This is a genomic window from Betaproteobacteria bacterium (genome assembly GCA_016720925.1).
GTDB lineage: Bacteria > Pseudomonadota > Gammaproteobacteria > Burkholderiales > Usitatibacteraceae > UKL13-2.
Genome location: JADKJR010000008.1, coordinates 81,531 through 100,997, shown reverse-complemented (window position 1 = coordinate 100,997; position 19,467 = coordinate 81,531). Strand labels below are relative to the sequence as shown.

At 56.7% G+C, this 19,467-nt stretch carries 18 protein-coding genes; 12 read left to right on the top strand and 6 right to left on the bottom strand.

All coding sequences use genetic code 11. The features are described 5' to 3' along the window. Window positions 1–146 precede the first annotated feature (146 nt). The 3 genes from IPP88_13450 to IPP88_13440 are packed head-to-tail and all read right to left on the bottom strand — an operon-like array spanning window position 147 to window position 2,048. A complete protein-coding gene (locus IPP88_13450; GenBank protein ID MBL0123679.1) occupies window positions 147–821 on the bottom strand; it encodes a hypothetical protein in 675 nt (224 codons plus the stop codon). Continuing rightward, complete coding sequence (locus IPP88_13445; GenBank protein MBL0123678.1) at window positions 818–1,555, bottom strand: hypothetical protein; 738 nt, start codon at window positions 1,553–1,555, stop codon at window positions 818–820. The genes IPP88_13450 and IPP88_13445 overlap by 4 nt, the downstream gene beginning before the upstream one ends. Next, window positions 1,551–2,048, bottom strand: a complete 498-nt coding sequence (locus IPP88_13440) for a VOC family protein (protein ID MBL0123677.1) — start codon at window positions 2,046–2,048, stop codon at window positions 1,551–1,553. The genes IPP88_13445 and IPP88_13440 overlap by 5 nt, the downstream gene beginning before the upstream one ends. A gap of 1,046 nt (window positions 2,049–3,094) precedes the next feature. Between IPP88_13440 and IPP88_13435 the strand changes: the two genes are divergently transcribed. From IPP88_13435 to IPP88_13390, 10 genes are all read left to right on the top strand, one after another. Further along, complete coding sequence (locus IPP88_13435) at window positions 3,095–4,735, top strand: alpha/beta hydrolase (GenBank protein MBL0123676.1); 1,641 nt, start codon at window positions 3,095–3,097, stop codon at window positions 4,733–4,735. Further along, entirely contained in the window at window positions 4,723–6,291 is a 1,569-nt protein-coding gene (locus tag IPP88_13430; GenBank protein MBL0123675.1) for an FAD-binding oxidoreductase, read from the top strand. The genes IPP88_13435 and IPP88_13430 overlap by 13 nt, the downstream gene beginning before the upstream one ends. Beyond that, window positions 6,288–7,184 (top strand): hypothetical protein, encoded by an 897-nt coding sequence (locus tag IPP88_13425; GenBank protein ID MBL0123674.1) that lies wholly within the window; start codon window positions 6,288–6,290, stop codon window positions 7,182–7,184. Before IPP88_13430 ends, IPP88_13425 begins: the two co-directional genes overlap by 4 nt. A 63-nt stretch (window positions 7,185–7,247) precedes the next feature. Further along, the gene (locus tag IPP88_13420; protein MBL0123673.1) at window positions 7,248–8,252 is read left to right on the top strand and encodes an NADP-dependent oxidoreductase; all 1,005 of its coding nucleotides are present in this window, start codon (window positions 7,248–7,250) and stop codon (window positions 8,250–8,252) included. Between the two features lie 307 nt (window positions 8,253–8,559). Further along, a complete protein-coding gene (locus IPP88_13415) occupies window positions 8,560–9,552 on the top strand; it encodes a hydroxymethylglutaryl-CoA lyase (protein MBL0123672.1) in 993 nt (330 codons plus the stop codon). Between the two features lie 441 nt (window positions 9,553–9,993). After that, window positions 9,994–11,505 carry an FAD-binding protein gene (locus IPP88_13410; GenBank protein MBL0123671.1) on the top strand — a complete coding sequence of 504 codons (1,512 nt, stop codon included), beginning with the start codon at window positions 9,994–9,996 and terminating at the stop codon, window positions 11,503–11,505. A 228-nt stretch (window positions 11,506–11,733) separates the two neighbouring features. Further along, complete coding sequence (locus IPP88_13405; GenBank protein MBL0123670.1) at window positions 11,734–12,396, top strand: hypothetical protein; 663 nt, start codon at window positions 11,734–11,736, stop codon at window positions 12,394–12,396. 49 nt (window positions 12,397–12,445) lie between these two features. Next, window positions 12,446–13,102 (top strand): glutathione S-transferase family protein, encoded by a 657-nt coding sequence (locus IPP88_13400; GenBank protein MBL0123669.1) that lies wholly within the window; start codon window positions 12,446–12,448, stop codon window positions 13,100–13,102. Between the two features lie 864 nt (window positions 13,103–13,966). Further along, window positions 13,967–14,278 (top strand): hypothetical protein, encoded by a 312-nt coding sequence (locus tag IPP88_13395; GenBank protein MBL0123668.1) that lies wholly within the window; start codon window positions 13,967–13,969, stop codon window positions 14,276–14,278. A gap of 361 nt (window positions 14,279–14,639) precedes the next feature. Continuing rightward, window positions 14,640–15,335: a hypothetical protein gene (locus tag IPP88_13390; protein MBL0123667.1), complete on the top strand. Its 696-nt coding sequence runs from the start codon at window positions 14,640–14,642 to the stop codon at window positions 15,333–15,335. A gap of 252 nt (window positions 15,336–15,587) precedes the next feature. Here IPP88_13390 and IPP88_13385 read toward each other — a convergent pair whose 3' ends face one another. The 3 genes from IPP88_13385 to IPP88_13375 all read right to left on the bottom strand — a co-directional run bounded on the left by IPP88_13385 (window position 15,588) and on the right by IPP88_13375 (window position 16,781). Then, window positions 15,588–15,794 carry a hypothetical protein gene (locus IPP88_13385; GenBank protein MBL0123666.1) on the bottom strand — a complete coding sequence of 69 codons (207 nt, stop codon included), beginning with the start codon at window positions 15,792–15,794 and terminating at the stop codon, window positions 15,588–15,590. A gap of 225 nt (window positions 15,795–16,019) precedes the next feature. Further along, entirely contained in the window at window positions 16,020–16,508 is a 489-nt protein-coding gene (locus IPP88_13380; protein MBL0123665.1) for a hypothetical protein, read from the bottom strand. 114 nt (window positions 16,509–16,622) lie between these two features. After that, the gene (locus IPP88_13375; GenBank protein ID MBL0123664.1) at window positions 16,623–16,781 is read right to left on the bottom strand and encodes a hypothetical protein; all 159 of its coding nucleotides are present in this window, start codon (window positions 16,779–16,781) and stop codon (window positions 16,623–16,625) included. A 1,409-nt stretch (window positions 16,782–18,190) separates the two neighbouring features. Between IPP88_13375 and IPP88_13370 the strand changes: the two genes are divergently transcribed. Both IPP88_13370 and IPP88_13365 read left to right on the top strand, forming a co-directional pair. After that, the gene (locus IPP88_13370) at window positions 18,191–18,478 is read left to right on the top strand and encodes a hypothetical protein (GenBank protein ID MBL0123663.1); all 288 of its coding nucleotides are present in this window, start codon (window positions 18,191–18,193) and stop codon (window positions 18,476–18,478) included. A 156-nt stretch (window positions 18,479–18,634) separates the two neighbouring features. Beyond that, window positions 18,635–19,465, top strand: coding sequence for a DUF1738 domain-containing protein (locus tag IPP88_13365; GenBank protein MBL0123662.1), 831 nt, complete (start codon window positions 18,635–18,637; stop codon window positions 19,463–19,465). Window positions 19,466–19,467 lie beyond the last annotated feature (2 nt).

The window sequence follows — 19,467 nt, the reverse complement described above, 5'->3', positions numbered from 1 at the left end:
TGGCTTTTGCGGGAGGTGGTTTAATTTGAACCTACTTTCAAGGTCCGGTGTGTGCCCTCAACAAAAATGGGATTGATTGCGCGACAGGTTCGATTCGAAACGATTAATCATGTTATGAATCGCGCTGGGCCTGCCGCGGACTACGATTACCACGCCGGTTTGTACAAGCTCAGCACGACGATTACGCTGATCCCGATCCACAACAACACAAGAACGCCCGTCGCGCGCACATATATCGCGCGGATTTCCTTTTCGCGTGCCGGTGTGGAGCCGGTGATGGCAATTTCGCTCCATACGCGGAAAAACCCCATCAACGCAAAGCGAATACCAATACCACAGGACATGACAAAGGCGAAACAGAGCAGTTTCCACGCTAGCCATGTCGGCACAGACTGGAACATTGGCCAATGTTTCCATGCCCCAAGTGCCGCCACAACGAGCGCCAGCATCCCGATATAGCGCAATGCGCGATCAACTGCTGCAAGTTGCTCGCCTACCAAAGTGTTACGTCGTCGATGGGTAACTTCAACCAGAGACAGCCACGCCACCATTGCGGCAAGTGCAATCCAGGCGAGCGTCTCTCCGCCGGGGAAATATCCGACGTCCGCCGCCAGTGCCATTCCCACGCCAGCCTGCAACAATAGGGCGTAGCGGACATGCTGGTCCGCATGCATAACCTGATTCATCAGGCGGCTACGTTCGGCGAACGACATCGAATCCGACCACGAAACATAGCGATAGGTGCTGTTGATCACCAGTTCAGAGCCGAGCCAGTAACCAAGGACGGCAATGTGCAACACCAACAGGGCATGGAAAATCATCTGAGTGGTATGCGATCGATGACGCTGAGGGCAACCAATTCGTAGTAGGTCTGCATATAGCCGTCTACATGCGCTTTGAGCAATACATGGTCGGAGTCAGCAGTGCACCACAAATCATATGACGGATGTTCGACGGGCAGCCCCGGTACGCCGACGATTCGATAGTGCGACGCATCGAACGCCCCAGCCTTGACATCAATTGTTTCGTCTCCCACATACTCAATCGCGACATCAGTACAGAACAGCATGGGTCCGGTGGCGCCACGATGATCAGGCGAGGACAGCAGCATTCGCGGGATCACCTGCACACCCGGGCCACTGTTTCGGTCATACAGGCTCATCAGGAATCCATCGTTGATCATAGCGTGGTTGCCAAATGCAGGCACCCACGCGTCCAGTTCCAACTGTTGGAACACGCTTCCTTCAATGTTCGATTGCGTGTCACATTTGGCAAACGATTCGCCGAAACGAAAAAACCCGGCTCCGCGCAACTTGCCGCCCACTGCGATGCGCACAAAACATTCAACAGGTCGACGCGCTGAATTGATGCGCAGGTTTACGTCGCGAACTACCCGAGGCTTGTCGTCAATCTCGCAGTGCGAGGCGGTGGTGCGCTCGCCGTCATCGTAAATGTCGATGCGAAAGTGCTCGATGCCCCGTACCTCGCCCTTGCGTTCTGGCTTATTGCTGGTATATGAAATAGTGCCGGTAATTGCCCGCATGAAATGCTCAATTAGTCTCGATGGGAAGGGGTTTAACCTGCATCACGCTCACGAGTATGCCGTCTGGGTCGTAAAAAATCATTTCGTGATACAGACCGGCAGGCGAACGTTCACTTGCCTGTCGTTTTGGATAGGTAAGCGGTGGCGTAAGAAAAAGCGTATCCGCTTCTTTCAGCCTTTTATGCAGGCCATCGAAATCATCGGTAGACACCACTACCGCCGTCTGGCCGTAGTGCGGTCTCCCGGGCGCCGTGCAAATTTCATCTAGCGCAGCGCCATCCACCTTTGATATCTCGAATAGCCCTAACACCGCACCGGCCTCAGCGGCGGGCGCGAGTAGCGCGATGCGCATGGTGCAGTTGGCAAGCTGTAATAAGCCGCCAGCCGCCGGGCCAAAAATGGTTTTTTTTTCGACCGGAACGAGCCCAAGGACGCCGCAGTAAAAGTCTAACGAGCGATCGAGATTTCTACAAAAAATTGTGACGCGTTCGAAAACGAGGGCCATTAATGATTCTCCAGGTCAACCTGAATTACCTGTGTGAATCCCTAGGAATTCTTCAATATGCAGAAAATAGTGCGCTTTTCTCATCCACTGTGCGGACAATGTGTGCCGCAAAAAAACGCAGGCCGGACGGGCAGATTAATGGTGGGTGGATAGGCTGTTATTTTTTTACATTTGATGATCGTCTGACTTTCAATGCCGCAGCCAACTGTTTTTTCCAGGCAGGACAACTTCACCAGCTTGGTCAAGTAATTGGAACGGTTTTCCATCGCGTATTTCTATGTTGCCGGGCCACGTTTCGGTAAGCACTTAAGCATTTTTTTCCTGGCTGGAACACCCAGCAAATATTAGGATCGGTCTAGGCACAATGATCGTATTGCCTGCGCGCCATTGTCGTTTAACCCATCGGCGATGAACGGCGCGCCTTGTGTCGTCATCATGTTCTGTTCGCATCCTCAGGAATACGGCGTGCTATTGAATTGATCGGGGTTTCCGGGTTCAAATCAATCTCTCGGCTTTTCCGCGGGCCCATGTTGTTTCCAACATAAACCTCAGACCCTATAAGCAAGTAGTGGGCCGTCTTGGGTTGCTGACTTAATTTTGCCAATATGCGTCTTTACACATATGGCTGACTCGGAAGTACGTTAGCGTCTATGTGTATTTGGAGGCGGGCTGAAACAAGACGTGTTTCAACTCGAAACTGCAACAGTTTCAAACTGGGGTTTAATCGAGTTTCCGTCGTTTAGCTAGTTGACAGCGTTTTCTACAAATTTGCTTCGAGTCCAGATCACCTGCGCTGGTGGCGTAAATCTGATCACAACTCAATGCTTAGTAATCGTTGCGTTTTTAACTCGTTGCTTCCGGCGAAATTGCTTGTTCTTTCCTCATGGCATACATATTGCCTTACCTAGTTCGGGCAAGGCTCATATCACAGCATCGGTTTGGTAAGACAACTCAGCGTGCTCAGCTTCCATCGATAGTGGAATGCTTGATTTGCGTAGCATCACGTTGGCTCTGCACTCATCGAATTACGCACTGAAAAAAATCAAATGAAAATCAGTAAGCAGTTTGTTACCGTTGGCGATCGCCGTGTGCTGGTGCGCCATGCTGGTCATGGCCCAGCACTCGTGTTGCTACATCAGTCGCCGCAGAATTCGCGCGCAATGATCCCGTGGATTGAACGACTCGCCGCGAACTATGCGGTTTTCGCCCCCGACACGCCCGCCTTTGGCGAGTCTGATCCATTACCTCTAAGTCAACCGGAAATACCTGATTATGCGGCGGCTGTTGCAAAACTGCTGGATCGGCTGGGGATTGAACGGGCGATCCTGTTCGGAGTCCATACAGGTGCCGTCATCGCCTTACGCACGGCTCTTGATTTTCCGGAGAAAGTCGTTGCACTGGTGTGTGATGGTTATGCCCGCTTTTCCACGACGGAACGCGAGGCGCTGCTTGCGCACTACCTGCCGCCGTTTGAGCCGACGTGGGATGGTTCACATCTGATTTGGTTGCTGGCGAGAATGCGCGAGCAGCATCTGTTCTTCCCGTGGCATGATCACTCCCAGCCTGCACGTCTTTCATACCCGTCACCTGCTCCGGCGCATCTGCACGATGATGTGATGCATCTGCTGGATGCGGGCGATAGCTATCGAACCGGCTATCGCGCCCCGTTCCTGTATGACGATGCGACAGCAGCGGCGCGGCTCAAGGTGCCAGCTCACATTTACTACCGCGCAGAAGACGTGCTGGCACCCCACCTGCAGCGCTTGCCCTTGCTGCCGTCGCATGTGATGGCAGAGACGGTTAGGGGCGGTCCGTCTGCGCTGGTGGCCAAAGCCGATGCGGTGTTTGCCGCGCATGCAGCCGGTGCGACGGCGCTCGATGCGGGCAAGTGTGTGGAAGCGGCGAAAGCGGCCGGGCGCTCCATATTGGCAACACCTGAGGGCGACCTGGGCTACAGGCTGGTTGCGGGCTGCGGCAGCGAAGTGGTCCTCCACTTGCACGATATTGGTTCCCCCGTATGCGTCCCGGTGACGCGCGAGTTGGCGGCAATAACCGTTCTGCCCGACCTGCCAGGACACGGTGCGAGCCGCGACTGGCCGCATGAGCACTGTTCCCCCGATCGAGTGGCAATAGCGTTGCTGGCATTACTCGATTCCCTCGGACTGGACCGCGTATCCATCTTCGCCGTAGGTGGCAGCGGCGCGATCGGCGCCGAACTTGCCAAGCTGCTGGGCGCGCGCGCGGCACGATTGACTTTGCAGAATCCCCTGCCGCTCAACGCGGCGGAGCGTGGCCAATTCCTGGAACTGTTGCCCGACCTGACGCCGACATCCGCTGGCTCGCACCTGATGGCCGCGTGGAACTTTGCGCGACTGAAGTATTTGTTCTGGCCGTGGCTGCCGCAGGATGGGCAGGCCGCCCGGCAGGTGATGGCACCGTCGCCACGACGCGTCCATTCGGATGTGGTCGAGATTTTCCGGGCCGGCGCGTGCTTCCACGCGCTCTGGCGGGACGTGCTGACTCCTGATATGGCACGGCTGCTTTCACAGTTGGCGATACCCGTCGACGTGCTGGCAGCGCCGGAACACGAGTACGTGCGACTGGCGACGCGGCTGGCCGCATCGGCTGGACTGCTGGCCGCTGATACTACGGGGCCCAGCGACGGATGGAAATCATGGCACAAGTAGCGTCAGTGCAATCGCCGCAAGCGAAGGTCGTCGAGGCCTTGGCGGGACGAATCGGTCATGACCGAGTGATTACCGACACAGCAGAATTGCTGTTTCACAGCCAGGATGTGTATGGCGCAGGCGTAAAGCCACTGGCTATCGCGCGTCCGGATTCAGTGGAACAGGTACAGGCTGTCGTCCGCGTTGCTGTGGAGGCAGGTTGTCCTGTCGTCGCCCGTGGTGGCGGTCTGAGTTATACGGACGGCTATCTGACGGTCAAGCCGTCCGTGCTTATCGACTTATCGGCACTGAATCGCATTGTCGAAATCAACCAGCCGGATCGCTACGTTGTTGTCGAATCCGGCGTTAACTGGGCGGATCTCGATGCCGCCCTGGCGCCGCTAGGACTGCGTACCCCGTACTGGGGTCCGCTGTCCGGTTTGCGCTCGACGGTCGGTGGTGCGTTATCGCAGGGCAGCGTGTTTCTCGGCTCCGGGCTGCATGGTTCGGTGGGGGATACGGTACTCGGCTTGGAATCGGTGACGGCAAACGGCGAGTTGCTGCGCACCGGGAGTGCGGCCGCAGGCAACGCGCCCGCCTTCATGCGCTATTTCGGTCCCGATCTCACCGGGTTGTTTGTCGGCGACTCCGGCGCGCTTGGCATCAAGGTGCGCGCCACCTTGCGGCTCATTCCGCGCCCACAGGCGCTGGGTTTCCTGTCCTTCGAGTTTGCCGATATTGAATCGACACTGAAGGCCATGGCGGACATTTCCCGCCAAAACCTCGCCAGCGAATGCTTCGCCTTCGACCCCTCCCTTGCGGAGGTAAGGATGAAGCGCGCCAGTCTGTTTGCCGATGCCAAGGTACTAGCCAATGTGGTCAAGCAATCGGGCCTAATTGCGGGCGCAAAAATGGTGGTGGCCGGACGCAATTTTCTGCGGGCAGGATGCTATTCGGCGCATGTGATTGTTGAAGCCGACAGCGAGGCCGCACTGGCACCAAGGTTGAAGGCGGCCCGTGACATCATGTCGATCGCCGGCAAGGAAACCGAAAACTCGATTCCGAAAGCGCTGCGCAGCACACCCTTTGTGGTGCCGAACAACATGCTGGGACCAGCGGGTGAACGCTGGGTGCCGGTCCACGGCATCGTGCCGCATTCGAAAGCGGCAGCCGCGTACCGCGCGTGTGAACAGGTATTCGCCGCCCATCGAGAGGCTATGGAAACACATCACATCAAGACTGGTTATTTGATGAGCACGATCTCCCAGCAGGGTACATTGATCGAACCTGTCTTCTTCTGGCCGGATTCGCACACCGAATATCACAAACGCGTGGTTGAGGCAGCTTACCTTGAAAAGACAGGCGAACCCGCTGAAAACCCCGCCGCGCGCACCGTAGTCGCCAAATTGAGGCGCGACGTTGCGGATACCTTGCGCGGGCTTGGCGCGACTCATTTCCAACTGGGCAAGTTCTATTCCTATCGCCAGGGGCGCGAACCGACGGGCCTGGCCCTGTTTGATGCCATCAAGCAGCACCTCGATCCCAACAACCTCATGAATCCCGGAGTATTGCGATGACCAATTCAACCCGGGCGCGCCTGTTTTGTGGCACCGTTTGCGTGCCCTCGCTGGATGCGGCGCTCGCGCTTTATGTCGATCTGCTTGAGCAAAACGTGGTCGAGCAGGCCGTCGTCAGTGGGGAAGAAGCGCTCGCTTGGCAGGCGCCCGCGGTCCTCGGTGCGCGATCAGCCGTACTACAGCCTCCCAGCGGGGCGAAAATCTATCTGCGTTTGGTCGAGCAGGCAACACCAGCGGGATACCATCCCGGCAGGCATTTCGGCTGGTCGGCGCTGGAACTTACGGTCGCAAGCGCGGACAAGGCGCATGCGCGCTTGGTCAAGGCGGGAACACCTATCATTGCCCCGCCCAAAGAATTGTCCTTCACCGACAAGCTGTATCCCATGCAGGCGCGTGGCACGGGCGGCGAAGCGATTTACCTCAATGAAGTGCGCGGCAATCTGCCGACCAGCGATCTGCCCATGGCCAAGTGCTGGGTGGACCAGCTGTTCATCGCGGTAATGGGCTGTCGACGCCGGGAGGATACGCTGACCTTTTACAATGCCCTGCTCGGTACTGGAACTGGAGGTACCTGGGATATCGAATACAGCGTGCTCAATCAGGCGTTTGACCTGCCAAGCGGAACAACGCACGTGCTTTCGACGGTATCGGACGACCGGACCGTGCTGTTTGAAATTGACCAGTATCCCAAGGCAGCCATGGCGCGGCCACAGGATAGGGGTGCATTGGTGCCAGGCATTTGCAATATCGGTATCCGGGTTGAATCGCCACCGGCTGGTGCCAATTGGCTGGTGCCGCCGGCGGTGCGCGCCAACGCCCCATACTTTGGCGCAACGGTCGGTGTGGTTCGCGGGCCGGACGGTGAACTGACTGAACTGATATGGCAGGCATAGCGCATTGGCGTTGCTGTTTTTCCGTAACCACGGTCGCGACATCGTGGTGCGGACTGACGCGGTATGACGCTCAATCGCCGTATCCTACTGGCCCGTGTGCCACGGGGGTTGCCGGTGCCGGCGGACTTTGCACATGATGAAATCGAGGTCGTCAAGCCGTCAGCCGGGCAGTTCCTGTCGCGCACGATCTTTCTGTCGCTCGACCCCTATTACCGGAACGTCATGAAAAACAGCCCGGTCTATTCAGATCGGCTGGCGCCGGGTGACGTGATGATCGGCGAGACCGTGGCACAGGTGATCGAATCGCGGCACGATGGCTATCAGGCAGGAGACTTTGTCTCGGTCCGCAATGGATGGCAGACGTTTGCGCTTTCAGACGGCACCGGTGTGCGCAGGCTCGATACTGCTGTTGCTCCGCTGTCCACTGCACTGGGGGTGCTGGGTATGCCCGGACTTACCGGCTATGCCGGCACAGTCTTTCTGGCGGAGCCCAAGTCGGGTGAGACGTTTGTAGTTTCCGCGGCGACCGGGCCCGTCGGCAGCACTGCTGGCCAGGTCGCGCACATGGCAGGCGCGCGCGTGATCGGCATCGCTGGCTCCGACGAAAAGTGTGAGTTTGCTGTGCGCCAACTCGACTTTGCGGCGTGCATCAACTACAAAAATGGCGATCTTTCCGGTGAACTCAATCGTGTCTGCCCTGACGGCGTTAATGCCTATTTTGACAATGTTGGCGGGGATACGCTTGCCGCCGTACTTGGCAACCTTGCCCGCCACGCGGTCATTGTTCTGTGCGGCATGATTGAGGCCTACAGTCTTGACAAGCCCCCGGCCGGCCCTTTCCTGGGCCCTGTAGTCGGCGCGCGTGCGACCATGAAAGGGCTGGTGGTCTACGACTATCTGGACCATATGACAGAAATGCAACAGCGGGTTGGGCGCTTGATCCGTGAAGGCAAGTTTCATTATCGGGAAGACGTCACAGAGGGCTTGCGCTCGGCGCCGGAGGCGTTTTGCCGCCTCATGCGGGGACAGAATTTTGGCAAGGCACTTATTCGCGTGTCGGATACGTGAGCAGCCCTGAAGCGTGACAGCTCCGCAAGCGGAACATGACAATTCACCAGTGTTTGACCCGGATGTTCGAGCACTCCGCCTATTGTCCGGACAACTTGAGCCGAAAGGAATCTTTACGGAAGCGGGCCATGGTAACTGTACGAGAGTCATTCCATTTGAAGATGGATCCGCGTTTGGACAAGCCGGCATGCGCCGCAGCAGGCGGACAAATGAATGGGACCCTACATGCCAACCGCAGACTCGTGAACTTCCCCCAAATCCGGCTCCGGTTCGCCCGGCACCAAACAAGTAAGCAGTGCAAGCAATGATTGAAATGCCAGACGTGCTCATCAGTGAAGTCGGGCCGCGCGACGGCTTGCAGAGTGTGAGCCGCACCATGCCAACCGCGGACAAATGTCGGTGGCTCACTGCGCTGCATCGCGCCGGATTGCGCGAAATTGAAGTGTGCTCGTTTGTCCCTGCAAAGTTGTTGCCACAAATGGCGGATGCCGCCGCAGTTGTGGCGCATGCGCTCACGCTGCCCGGCCTGACAGTGATGGCGCTGGTACCAAATCTGCGCGGCGCGCAGGCAGCGCTGACGGCGGGCGTGCATAAACTCACAATTCCCGTGTCGGCAAGTGCTGCCCATTCGCTGGCCAACGTCCGCAAGTCACGTGAACAAATGATTGACGAACTGCGCGCAATCGTTGCCCTTCGGAACGAGATCGCCCCGGATGTCAGGATCGAAGCCGGCATTGCCACCGCATTTGGTTGCACGATACAAGGCGAGGTTCCCGAAGACGACGTTATCCATATGGCTGTGAGTGTTACCGCCGCGGGCGCCGATGAATCCGGCTTGTCGGATACAACCGGCTATGCAAACCCCGCACAAGTGCGGCGCTTGTTTCGCAGGGTGCGTGCGGAAATCGGCGACAAAACCGGCGCAGCACACATGCACAACACGCGAGGTCTCGGGCTCGCCAACTGCCTTGCAGCATATGATGCGGGCGTGCGTACGTTTGACTCCTCGTTAGGAGGATTGGGCGGATGTCCCTACGCGCCTGGCGCTTCCGGAAACGTCGTCACGGAAGACCTCGTGTTCATGTTCGAGGCAATGGGCGTCTCCACTGGCGTCAATCTCAATAGCTTGATTGCCGCGCGTGAGGCCCTCAAGGCCGGCCTGCCGGGCGAACCGATTTACGGTATGACTTCTGAGGCTGGCCTGCCGAAGGGCTTTCACCAAGCGCATCAACTTGGGGCCACTACCGCAATTGCCGATGGTGAACCGAAAAAGGTAAACAAGAGCGGGGTACAGCAATGATTAGTCAACTGGCACCAGCGCCACCATTGGCGCTCATCGGCATTCGCGCGGTCGAATTTGCCGATTCGGTGATGGGTGCTAGGCGGTATGACGCTGGACGATCATGGGGCTGACGCTATCAAGATTGCGCCGATTAGCCGTGACAGCATCCGTACGCCGCTCGATTCGAGCGGGCAATTTTTTGCGAGGTTCATTCACAACAAGACAAAACAATGCGCTCACTTTGCGGAGGCCGTAAGGCATCAAAGCAGGCCGCCGCCTGACCTCCAAAATCAAAGTTGCCGTGCCTGCCGGTTCGACCGTGTTGCTGATTGTGTACGAACCGCATCGCGCGGTGGGCAATCGTTTCTGATTTGAATGCACGCAGATTAGCTCGAATGGCAATGCCTCGACTAACGGGACAACTTAATGCGCATGGTTGCGCGAAAACGGGGAGACAAGATGGCAAGTATCGGATCAATAAAGAAATGGGACTTTGAGACTGACGTACTGATCTTCGGCTTCGGCATGGCCGGCGCCTGTACCAGTATCGAAGCCTTGGCGCACGATCCCAAAGCAGACGTGCTTATCTGCGAAAAAATGCCTGAAAAGTATGCGGGCGGCAATGCGCGTGCATCCGGACAGTCGCTCATGATCACGAAGAATCCGGAGGCCTTGAAGACCTACCAGCGTGCCATGAGCGTATGCAACCCCATTCCCGAAGACATGCTCGATGGGTGGGCCACGCGCATGTCCGAACTCGAGCCGTGGATCCAGGCGCGTGCTGATGAGGTCGGTGCACAATTCATCCGTGGTGCCGGTTTCAGCGACCGTGAGGCGGTGCTTGAATTTCCCGAATTCGGCGCAAGGGAAGCGGTGGATCATACCGCGACCATTCTGCCGATTCCGGCGGGCGTATGGCTTGCGTTCAAAGCCAATGTCGATAAGCGTCCCGTGCGCGTGATGTATGAGACACCGATCGTTGACTTGGTGCAGAATCCTGACACGCTTGAAGTATTCGGCGCGATCGTCGAGCACCAGGGGCAACGGTCCACGATTAAGGCCCGACGCGGTGTGGTGATGGCGGTGGGCGGCTACGAAGCCAACCTTGAAATGCAGCGCAACTATTGCGGCTACGCGGAAGCCTTTCCACTCGGGACGCCAGGCAACACGGGTGACGGGGTCCGTATCCTTCAGAAGGCCGGCGCTGAACTCTGGCACATGCGCAATAGCGGGCAGTCAGGCGGCATCTGGCCTGGCATCCGCATCCCCGGATACCAGACCGTTTTCCTGCGTACATTCTTCATGCAGACCTTCAGCTGGCTCGAAATTGCCTCCGACAATCGGCGTTTTTATAACGAGACCGCGGAACTTCAGCTGACGCATTACAAGGAGAAGAAACACGATCACTGGGTCGATACGCCACACATCAATGCCGGCCCGGTGCACATGATCTTCGATGAAATCACGCGTGCCAACAATTGTCTCGTCTTCAAGGCATTCACCTGGAACATCGCGGCAGAGAACCTTGAATGGAGCGATGACAACAGCGTCGAAGTCGAGAAGGGGTGGATTATTAAGGCCGACAGCATTGGCGAACTGGCCAAAAAAATGGGTCGTGATCCGGCGGCAGTCGAAGAAACGATCCAACAATACAACGCCAGCTGCGCCGCCGGAAAGGACGATGAATTCGGGCGCAACCCCCTGACCTTGCAACCAATTACGCAAGGTCCGTTCTATGCCGTGAAAATCGACCCCGCCATCGTTTGTACGAGCGGCGGCGGCAAGCGCAACATCGAGTCCGAGGTTCTTGATCCCGCCGGAAAGGCGATTCCCCGACTGTACGAAGCCGGAGAGCTGGGATCGATGTTTTCGGACCTATACCAAAACGGCTGCTACCTAACCGAAGCGATGATCTCCGGTCGGACCGCAGGGCGGAATGCCGTTTTGCGTACCCCGTGGGCTGAGGACTAGCTGCGATGAGGGTTAATACAGTTTTTTTGACGATTGCTGTCAGGATCGACAACGCGGACGTCAGAAATGGAAATACCGTATGACCGGCGGTTGCAGACGCCGCACCCTGCGAGACGTTGCTGACGCCTGTGGTGCGCTGCAAGTGATGGGACTGGCATTGAAGCTGGCGAACATCAAGCTTTGGATCAGGGCATTTGTTCTCAAAAACCGACTTTCCGAGTGTGCCAAATGAACGAGTATCTGCTTGTCAAGTTTGCCCATCTTCTTTTGTTCGTCTATTGGCTCGGTGGAGATCTGGGCACTTTTTATGCCAGTCGCTTCGTGGCCAATGCTTCACTCACTCCTGTGGCGCGTGCAACCGCCGTGAAGATCATGATGGGCGTTGATATGGCACCGCGCCTGTGCATGCCGCTCATATTGCCATTTGGTGTGCAAATGGCGTCGATGCAAACCGTGATGCCGGTATCGACGATCGTACTGGCGGCCATGTGGCTCTTGTGCGTTGCCTGGCTCGCGATGGTGATTGCCGTTCACCACTACGCCGGCAAGCCGCTGGGAGCCACGATCGGGCGGGTCGATTTCTGGTTTCGTGTTGCAGTCATCATCGGCTTGGGCGGCCTGGCACTCTTCGCACTATCGACGGGGAACATTATTACGGCCCCGTGGTTAGCGCTAAAGCTGCTGATCTTCGCCGGTGCCGTAGTTTGTGGCCTGATGATTCGCGTACAGCTCAAGCCATTCGGTCCCGCGTTTGGCCGGCTGATGGGCCAGGGTCCCGATGAACAAACCAATCGTGTCATTGCGGATTCCATAGCTCGGTGCCGGCCCTTCGTCTACTTGATCTGGGCCGGGCTGCTTATATGCGCAGCGCTGGGAATGCACTTGCTCTGAGGCGCTCAGATGGACATCAGCACGCCACTTTTCGCCAAGGAGTGAAAGCATGAAACTCTACGACTTCAGTTTTTCACCCTATTCCTCGCGCGTACGGATAATGATCCGTGCCAAGAAACTTCCCGTCGAGATCGCGCCCCCACCATTTGCGCTGAAAAGCGACGAATTCAAGGCGAGATTTCCGCTTGGCAAGATACCGGTGCTGGAACTCGATGACGGCACCTGCCTGGCGGAATCATGGGTGATCATGGAGTACCTGGAAGATCTATTTCCCGAAACGCCATTGCGCCCAATGGACCCACTCGCTTGCGCGCAGATGCGTCTGCTGGGCCGAATCGCCGATCTTCACCTCAGTCCCGCGTTTCGTCCGTTGTTCAGTGAGCTGCTTGAAACGAGCGTCGACGCCGCAAAAATACCGCGCCACGTCGAAGCAACTCGCATCGAAATACTGAAACTGGGCCGCATCCTAGACGGCATGCAGACGCTCGACGAGCGAGCGCTCGACCTCGGCGACATTGCGCTCGCGACGACGATGTACTTCGTCGACACGATTCCGCCTATCTGGAGCGCCGCGAGCCCGGTCTCGCAGAGTCCCGCCGTCGCACGCTGGTGGGATAGCGTTAGACAAGTGCCGGCAATTAGTCTGACCATGGCAGAAATCGACGACGGCTTTCGCGGTTTTTTAAAACAAATCGGACGGACCTGAAAGGAAGCAGAATGAACCATTTCACTGATCACTGCGCTCTCCGCTTCAAGTTAGGGTAACTTCGAAGGATTCCAGTTACGGATCCCACCCTGGACTGCTGCCTGCGTCCATTCAGGCGATTCTTAACGCGGATTCAACTCCCAATTGCTACGACTCGCGATGTCCAAATCGTTTGCGCCTGCAAAGATACGATAGTTTGATCGGCGTTTGAAACACTGCTGGTAGGAAGCAGTTTCAGGGAGCCGCCAATATGTCCGGTCATAGCCATCAAACGACGAGGCTGAGTGGCGGCAATTGTGTTTTAGGCCATACCTTAATTGCGGGCCGATGTTTCCCAATACGGCGCTTACGCGATTCGTGACGCGCCCCGCTCGCCGGCGAGATCCTTGTCTCGCTATTCCTCTTTTGCGACAGCTCCCCATGCCCGCCTTCGCCTGGTGCCACTACATGTTCTCATCATGTCGATGTCCGTTGTTTTTGGTGTGAATGGCGCGTTATTCCTCAGAACAATTGGCAGCCTCGCCGTGTCTAGCCGAGGACTTTTGCGTTGGATATTATGCAACCTGGCTAGGGGCCTGTGGACTTGTGGGCAGAGGGGTGCGCGGTGGGCAACGTCGCGCGGTGTATGCGACGTTGTCCACGGCAAGCGCCCCGGTTCGCCGGGCTTTGTCGGCGAACTGTCCACAAATCCATCAGGCTCAATACGCATTGGTTTTCGTGTAGCTCACCGCACTTTTTTCTTGGTTGCGCCGGTTTCGCGCCGGTGCTAAATTTCGTTCTGTAACTTTAACCCCACCGGGACAACGCATTGCGTTGTCCCCCTGGGCGCGTAATGCGGCGTCCCCTCTAACCGAGGAGATTGCCATGTTTGCTACTGAAGTTACAGAACAAGTGCAGCGCTTTGTACGTCCTGATCAAGCATCATTTATGTGGATCACCGCTGAGTACCATCGGTGGTACGGCGAAGGCGATTACCCGCGCGCGCGTCCTTTGGATGCCGCCGAACTAATCGCCTTGTACATGAATGATGAAGGCATGTCGTATGAAGCAGCCGAGCGCGAGGTTTCTTTGAACTCTCACGCAAAGCACGGAGACCGCATCATCTGGGAATTACTTTTCCGTGGTGATCTGCTTATGTTTCCGGCTGTTCTGGATGCAGTGTGCGAACCTGCTTAGGCGAGCACATCAGCAAGGCATGAAGGGTGTCCCCCTTCATGCCTTTGCTTTTTTCGTCTTGTTACTACCGGCTTTTGCATCTCTGCCATTTGAATATTTGTATGGTCAAGGGGCGCCGAATCTACAACTGCCGCAGACTACTTGGAAAAGTTTCGAAGTATCCATCTGAATGCTTAAACATACCAAACACACCGCTGATACTCAACGGGCTTCCACGTGGCCGTCGCAAATTATTGCACGTAGTGGTGGTGTTTCGAGCAACGCACTCACGCTACGGTGTAGTATTTCTTCCGCTGTTGTGCGAAATCATTCGCAGGCTACGTCTCATAGTTGCCGGTCGATTCTTTCTGGAGACTAGATCATGAAGATTGTGTCGACTTCGATCCTGCTACTGCTGCTGGCCGGTTGTACAGCCGTTCGTCAAGAGCCGGTTCAAACCCAGCAACAGATCGCTGGGCTGGAGAGCTTGATCGCGTTCAAGACTTTCCGCGCCACAAACATACGCGCGGGCTGTCCGCCAGAAGGCAATGCAAAAGCGGACGTCGTAAAGACGTTGAATGTTCTGAAAAATCGTGCAGATGAGCCAAAACCAAGCGACACGGATGTTTCTGTCACGTTGGAGCAGTTGTTGGCACCAGGCGATGACGAAGAGCGTTGGGATGAATCACGGGCCGCAGACATAGTTGGATTCGTTCACGAAGTCAAGCCGGGTGGTCTCGAAACAACAAACTGTAAGGCCCCCGATCAGCTAGACCGCGATACGCACATTGAGCTCGTTTTGGCCGTGGATGACAATGGGCCAACGAGACGAGTTGTCGTGGAAGTTACTCCCCGTTGGCGAGACACAATGCGTTCCCGAGGAGTCGATTGGAGCACCGCTTCGCTTCGGGCATCCATCAAAAACAAATGGATTAGAGTCAAGGGCTGGCTGTTTCTTGATTTTGAACATATAAACCAGTCGGAAAATACCAAGCCCGGCAATCAATCAAACTGGCGCGGGACGGCCTGGGAAATTCATCCAATTACTTCGTTAGAAATCCTCCCCGGGAAACCATAAGCACGCTTCGATCAACGATCGGTATCTTCCAAGTATCGCGCCGACTCCATCGACCACAGGTAATAGGTCTTTCGCGGATGACTTACCACCTGGCGCCGAAATTTCACGATGACCACGTCACCATCGACCGTAACCGCTTTCCCTTCCATGAATTCAACCGTAGCGGTTTCAGCAGCTGGAAACTGGCTTGTCGCGGCGACGATCTGATCTCCCCAATGCGGGGTAATGGATTAGACGCACGCATTGACTGAGTCAGGCATCGGCAGGGAACGGATTGATTGCCTTGCGCACAGCCTTGCCATACGCGTCCGCAGCCTCGTGCAGCATGTGCAGGCGCAGGGTTTCATCTCTTATTGCTGCGCCGCCTGGCACGACTTTACCGCGCCAGATGTGCCCGTCTGGATCGCGAAAACAATCTGCGCCGAATTTACTGCCCGCGGGCATAGGTGAAAACTTCACCGCGAATCCGCCTGTCTCGGCAGTGCGCGCTTGAAGGTCAATTTCCCAAGTCATATTGAAGGCTTTCATAAACTGTATAAATATACAGGTTCACGTATAAGCCGGCAACTGTCTTTATCGGGCTCCTCACTTATGCACGAGCGTGATGGTACTGGTCGGGTCCTTGCCGAAACTGCTATGGACTCATTAATCTTGGAAGTATCGAACCGGGCCTTCCGAGACTGACTATTGTTGGTTGAGAAGCAACGCCAACCGAGCAAGTTGGCGCCGTCGCTCCGCAATGGCTAAATCGCGGGCGCGTTTCTCGCCGTTGACTGAAACTGAGAACTTCCGGGAACGGCGAACACCGAACTCGTCGTTCCAAAAGGCCTGCCAATACGGTTTCGTCGGATTCCCATTGCTATCACGGGCCACGTATCGTCCGACCCCAGGTATGTCGGATATATTGTTACTGCGCCGCTGTGTACGTCGCCAGGACTTTTGGTCGTTATCGGTTACCAGTTTCAATGCGTCGCGATACGCTTTCGCGGCACGCAGCGCCTTGGCATTTCCACCATGCGGTGCATCGGCAAAGAATTTCTTGTGCCTGACGTTCATCCGCGAGAGCAGAACGAACCAACCAAAGGTTCGCTTGCCTGCGTCTTCGAATCGCCGAATGTTGAGCGGGTCTTTACTCTTCGCTCCCTTTGGCCGGGCCACTGTGCGTGCGTTCAATTCAATGGCGATGCAGAGTTAGTTGAGCAAGAGCCATGCATTCTCATAACGGTGTTTCGGTTCCAGGAACGCTTTTCTGGGGATGCAACGCGTCCTTCTTGCGCAAACTCCAAGTCATGACGGAAAGCGACTGTCCAGATAGCCGATGAGCGCATTCTCGGTAAGCCGTCGCGGATTTCCACCGCCATCAAACCAAGTTTCCGATGCCGCCTTGACGCGCGACTCGGGCAGCCGTCGCTGCTCCGCATAGCGCATGGCTAAGAGTAAAGCCATTTCACGTGACAAAGGTGGAAGGGAACGCATTCAGGTTGTCAATTTGCAAGGTGTCGACAAGCATGTAATCTTAAACTGGAAGCTAACTTAGCAGGATAAGTATCTCTTTTTCGGGACATCAAAGCCCCTTCCGAGCAACTGGTCCGGCGGTAATCTGACGTAGGGCTGCCTTTCGATTCATTTCCCCTTTTTATTCCGCTGCCGAGGAAGGCATCTTTAGCGATGCTTCAGCCTCGTGTCTCGCCGGCTTTTCACGAGCGAGCCTAGCGGCGCGAACGCTCGCTCCATTCCATTCGTGTCACCAGGTGACCAGCGGCGCGCGCCGCGCGTCACTAGTCATCATTGTAAATCCCCTGTCAGGGCTGCCCACAAGCGTGTGCAACACATCGGCCGGCTAGGCAGCCTCAGAGAGGAACGGGTTTGTGATGGGACGGGCAGATGCACACTTTAGTGGCGCCACTAAAGATGTGTTGAAGACGCCGTCAGACAGTGGTTCTATTGACACCGGTCATTGTCAAAATTAAAAACGGCTCTGCTTCAGAGCAGCGCGAATGAATGCAATACGTCACTCACTCATACCGCTCCAGGTCACTGGCCAAGATCCTGGATCGATGCCGACACTTGCGCTTCCGTTTTGGTCGCCGCGCACTGAATCAGAGGCCGCCGCGTGTTGAAGCACAGAACCGTCGACGTACAAAACCAGACGCGCGGTTAAGCGAGCATCGTTGCAACCGGCAATTGTTTTGAAACAGCAAATCTGTTCGCGCCGGCATTCGAGTACGGCGCTGCGCGGCGCTTTGCTTGCTACGCGCCTTAACTCCATTGCCGCCGATCCAACCGGCGTTGCCAGGGCGTGCTGGTCTTCGACGACGCCGCTACGCGGCCACGATCTCATCCAATTTCTGGTTTACGCGATGCGAGCGCGTCCACGCCCACGCTGCTGCGGGAGCGCTGCGCTCCTTCCCTACGCCGCCAGGGCTTCCGGCCGCGACTTCATCGTTGCGCATTGCGCATTGTCGAACCGTGCGGGTTCCCCGCATCCGACGCGGCGCATGCTGCGCGCCACGGCCAGCGCCGCGCCACGGTAACGCTGTGGCACGTCCCTGTCTTACGTCGCTACGCTCCTTACGTGGCACACCGCATGCAAATTGCCGTCACTACTCCGTCATGCGCGCGCATCCGCGCGCCCGGGGTCCGCTGCACGCCTGGCAGCCCGTTCCTGATCCCCCCACAACCCCGCCAGCCGTAGTTGAGCGGGGACTTGTGGGGGGATACCAAATCGAAACGGGCCGAAAGGCTTGTTTCGTGCTGCGTCTTAAAACCCCACCCACCCCCGCCGCCCGTGAGGGCGGGGCGAGCAGAGTCCAAGCGAAAGGATCAATTTTGAACGGCGAATAGGCGAGGACTTCATGCGAGATACGAAAAGCGGCCGGTTTCCTTTGGGGCGAATTGTTGCAACACCTGCAGCATTGGCCGCGCTCGCAGGCGCGGGAAGAGACGCCCAGAGCTTCCTGGAACGCCATGTAGAGGGCGATTGGGACGAGATGAGTGCGGAGGATCAAGCGTCGAACCTGTGGGCCATAGAGGCTGGCGAACGCGTGTTTAGCAGCTACCAGCTAACCCGCGAAACAAAACTGTGGGTCATCACCGAGGCCGACCGCAGCAGCACCTGTGTTTTGTTGCCTGGCGATTATTAGAAAAGACCGGGCACGGACATTCAACAGCCCATCAAGGATTCAACCGGCCCGTAAGTATTGACCGCGCAATAGGGTATCGCGCAGCACATTTTTAACTTGGGAGAGGTTCGCATCATGGACATTCAGCAAGCAATCACTAGACAGATTGTGGCGGCAATGGAAGCAGGCAAGACCAACGGCGCAGCCTTGTGGTCGGGCGCCGGGCGTTTGGGCATGCCTTACAACTTCAAGACCAAACAGCAATATTCCGGCGTCAACGTCTTGCTGTTATGGATAGCGGCGCGACAGGCGGGCTATAGCACCGCCGCGTATCTGACCTACAAGCAGGCGCAAGAGTTGGGCGGACAAGTGAAGAAAAACGCATGCGGCACGATGGGCGTTTTTTATTCCAAGGTCGCCAGAGAGATCATAAACGAGGCGACCGGCGAAACGAAGCAAACCAGCGCGTCATTGATGAAGCTGTTTTGGCTGTTCAACCTCGACCAGATCGACGGCATTGAGAGGGCGGCTACCTACGTTCCGACGCCGTTCGAGGCGATAGAGCAGGCCGAGCGCGTTCTGCAGGGCAGCGGGGCGGTTATTCACATCGGCGGGACGCGCGCTTTTTACCACCGCCAAGACGATGCCATCACGTTGCCCGACCGCGAGCGCTTCGCCAAGCCGGAAAACTTTTACGCCGTCGGTCTGCACGAGCTAACCCACTGGACGGGTGCGGAGAGCCGTCTCGACCGCGTCAAGGGCAAGCGTTTTGGTGATGAGGCTTACGCCTTCGAAGAATTGGTGGCCGAGCTGGGGAGCGCCTTTCTCATGGCCGACTTGGGGCTGCATGAGGCCACGCTTGAATTTCACGCCAATTACGTCGAGAGCTGGATTAGCGCGCTAAACGATGACAAGCGCTGCATCTTTTCAGCGGCAAAGCAGGCAGGCCAGGCTTACCAGTACATCAAGGGTCTGCCGGCATTCGCTGAGCGCGAACAAGCGGCGTAGAG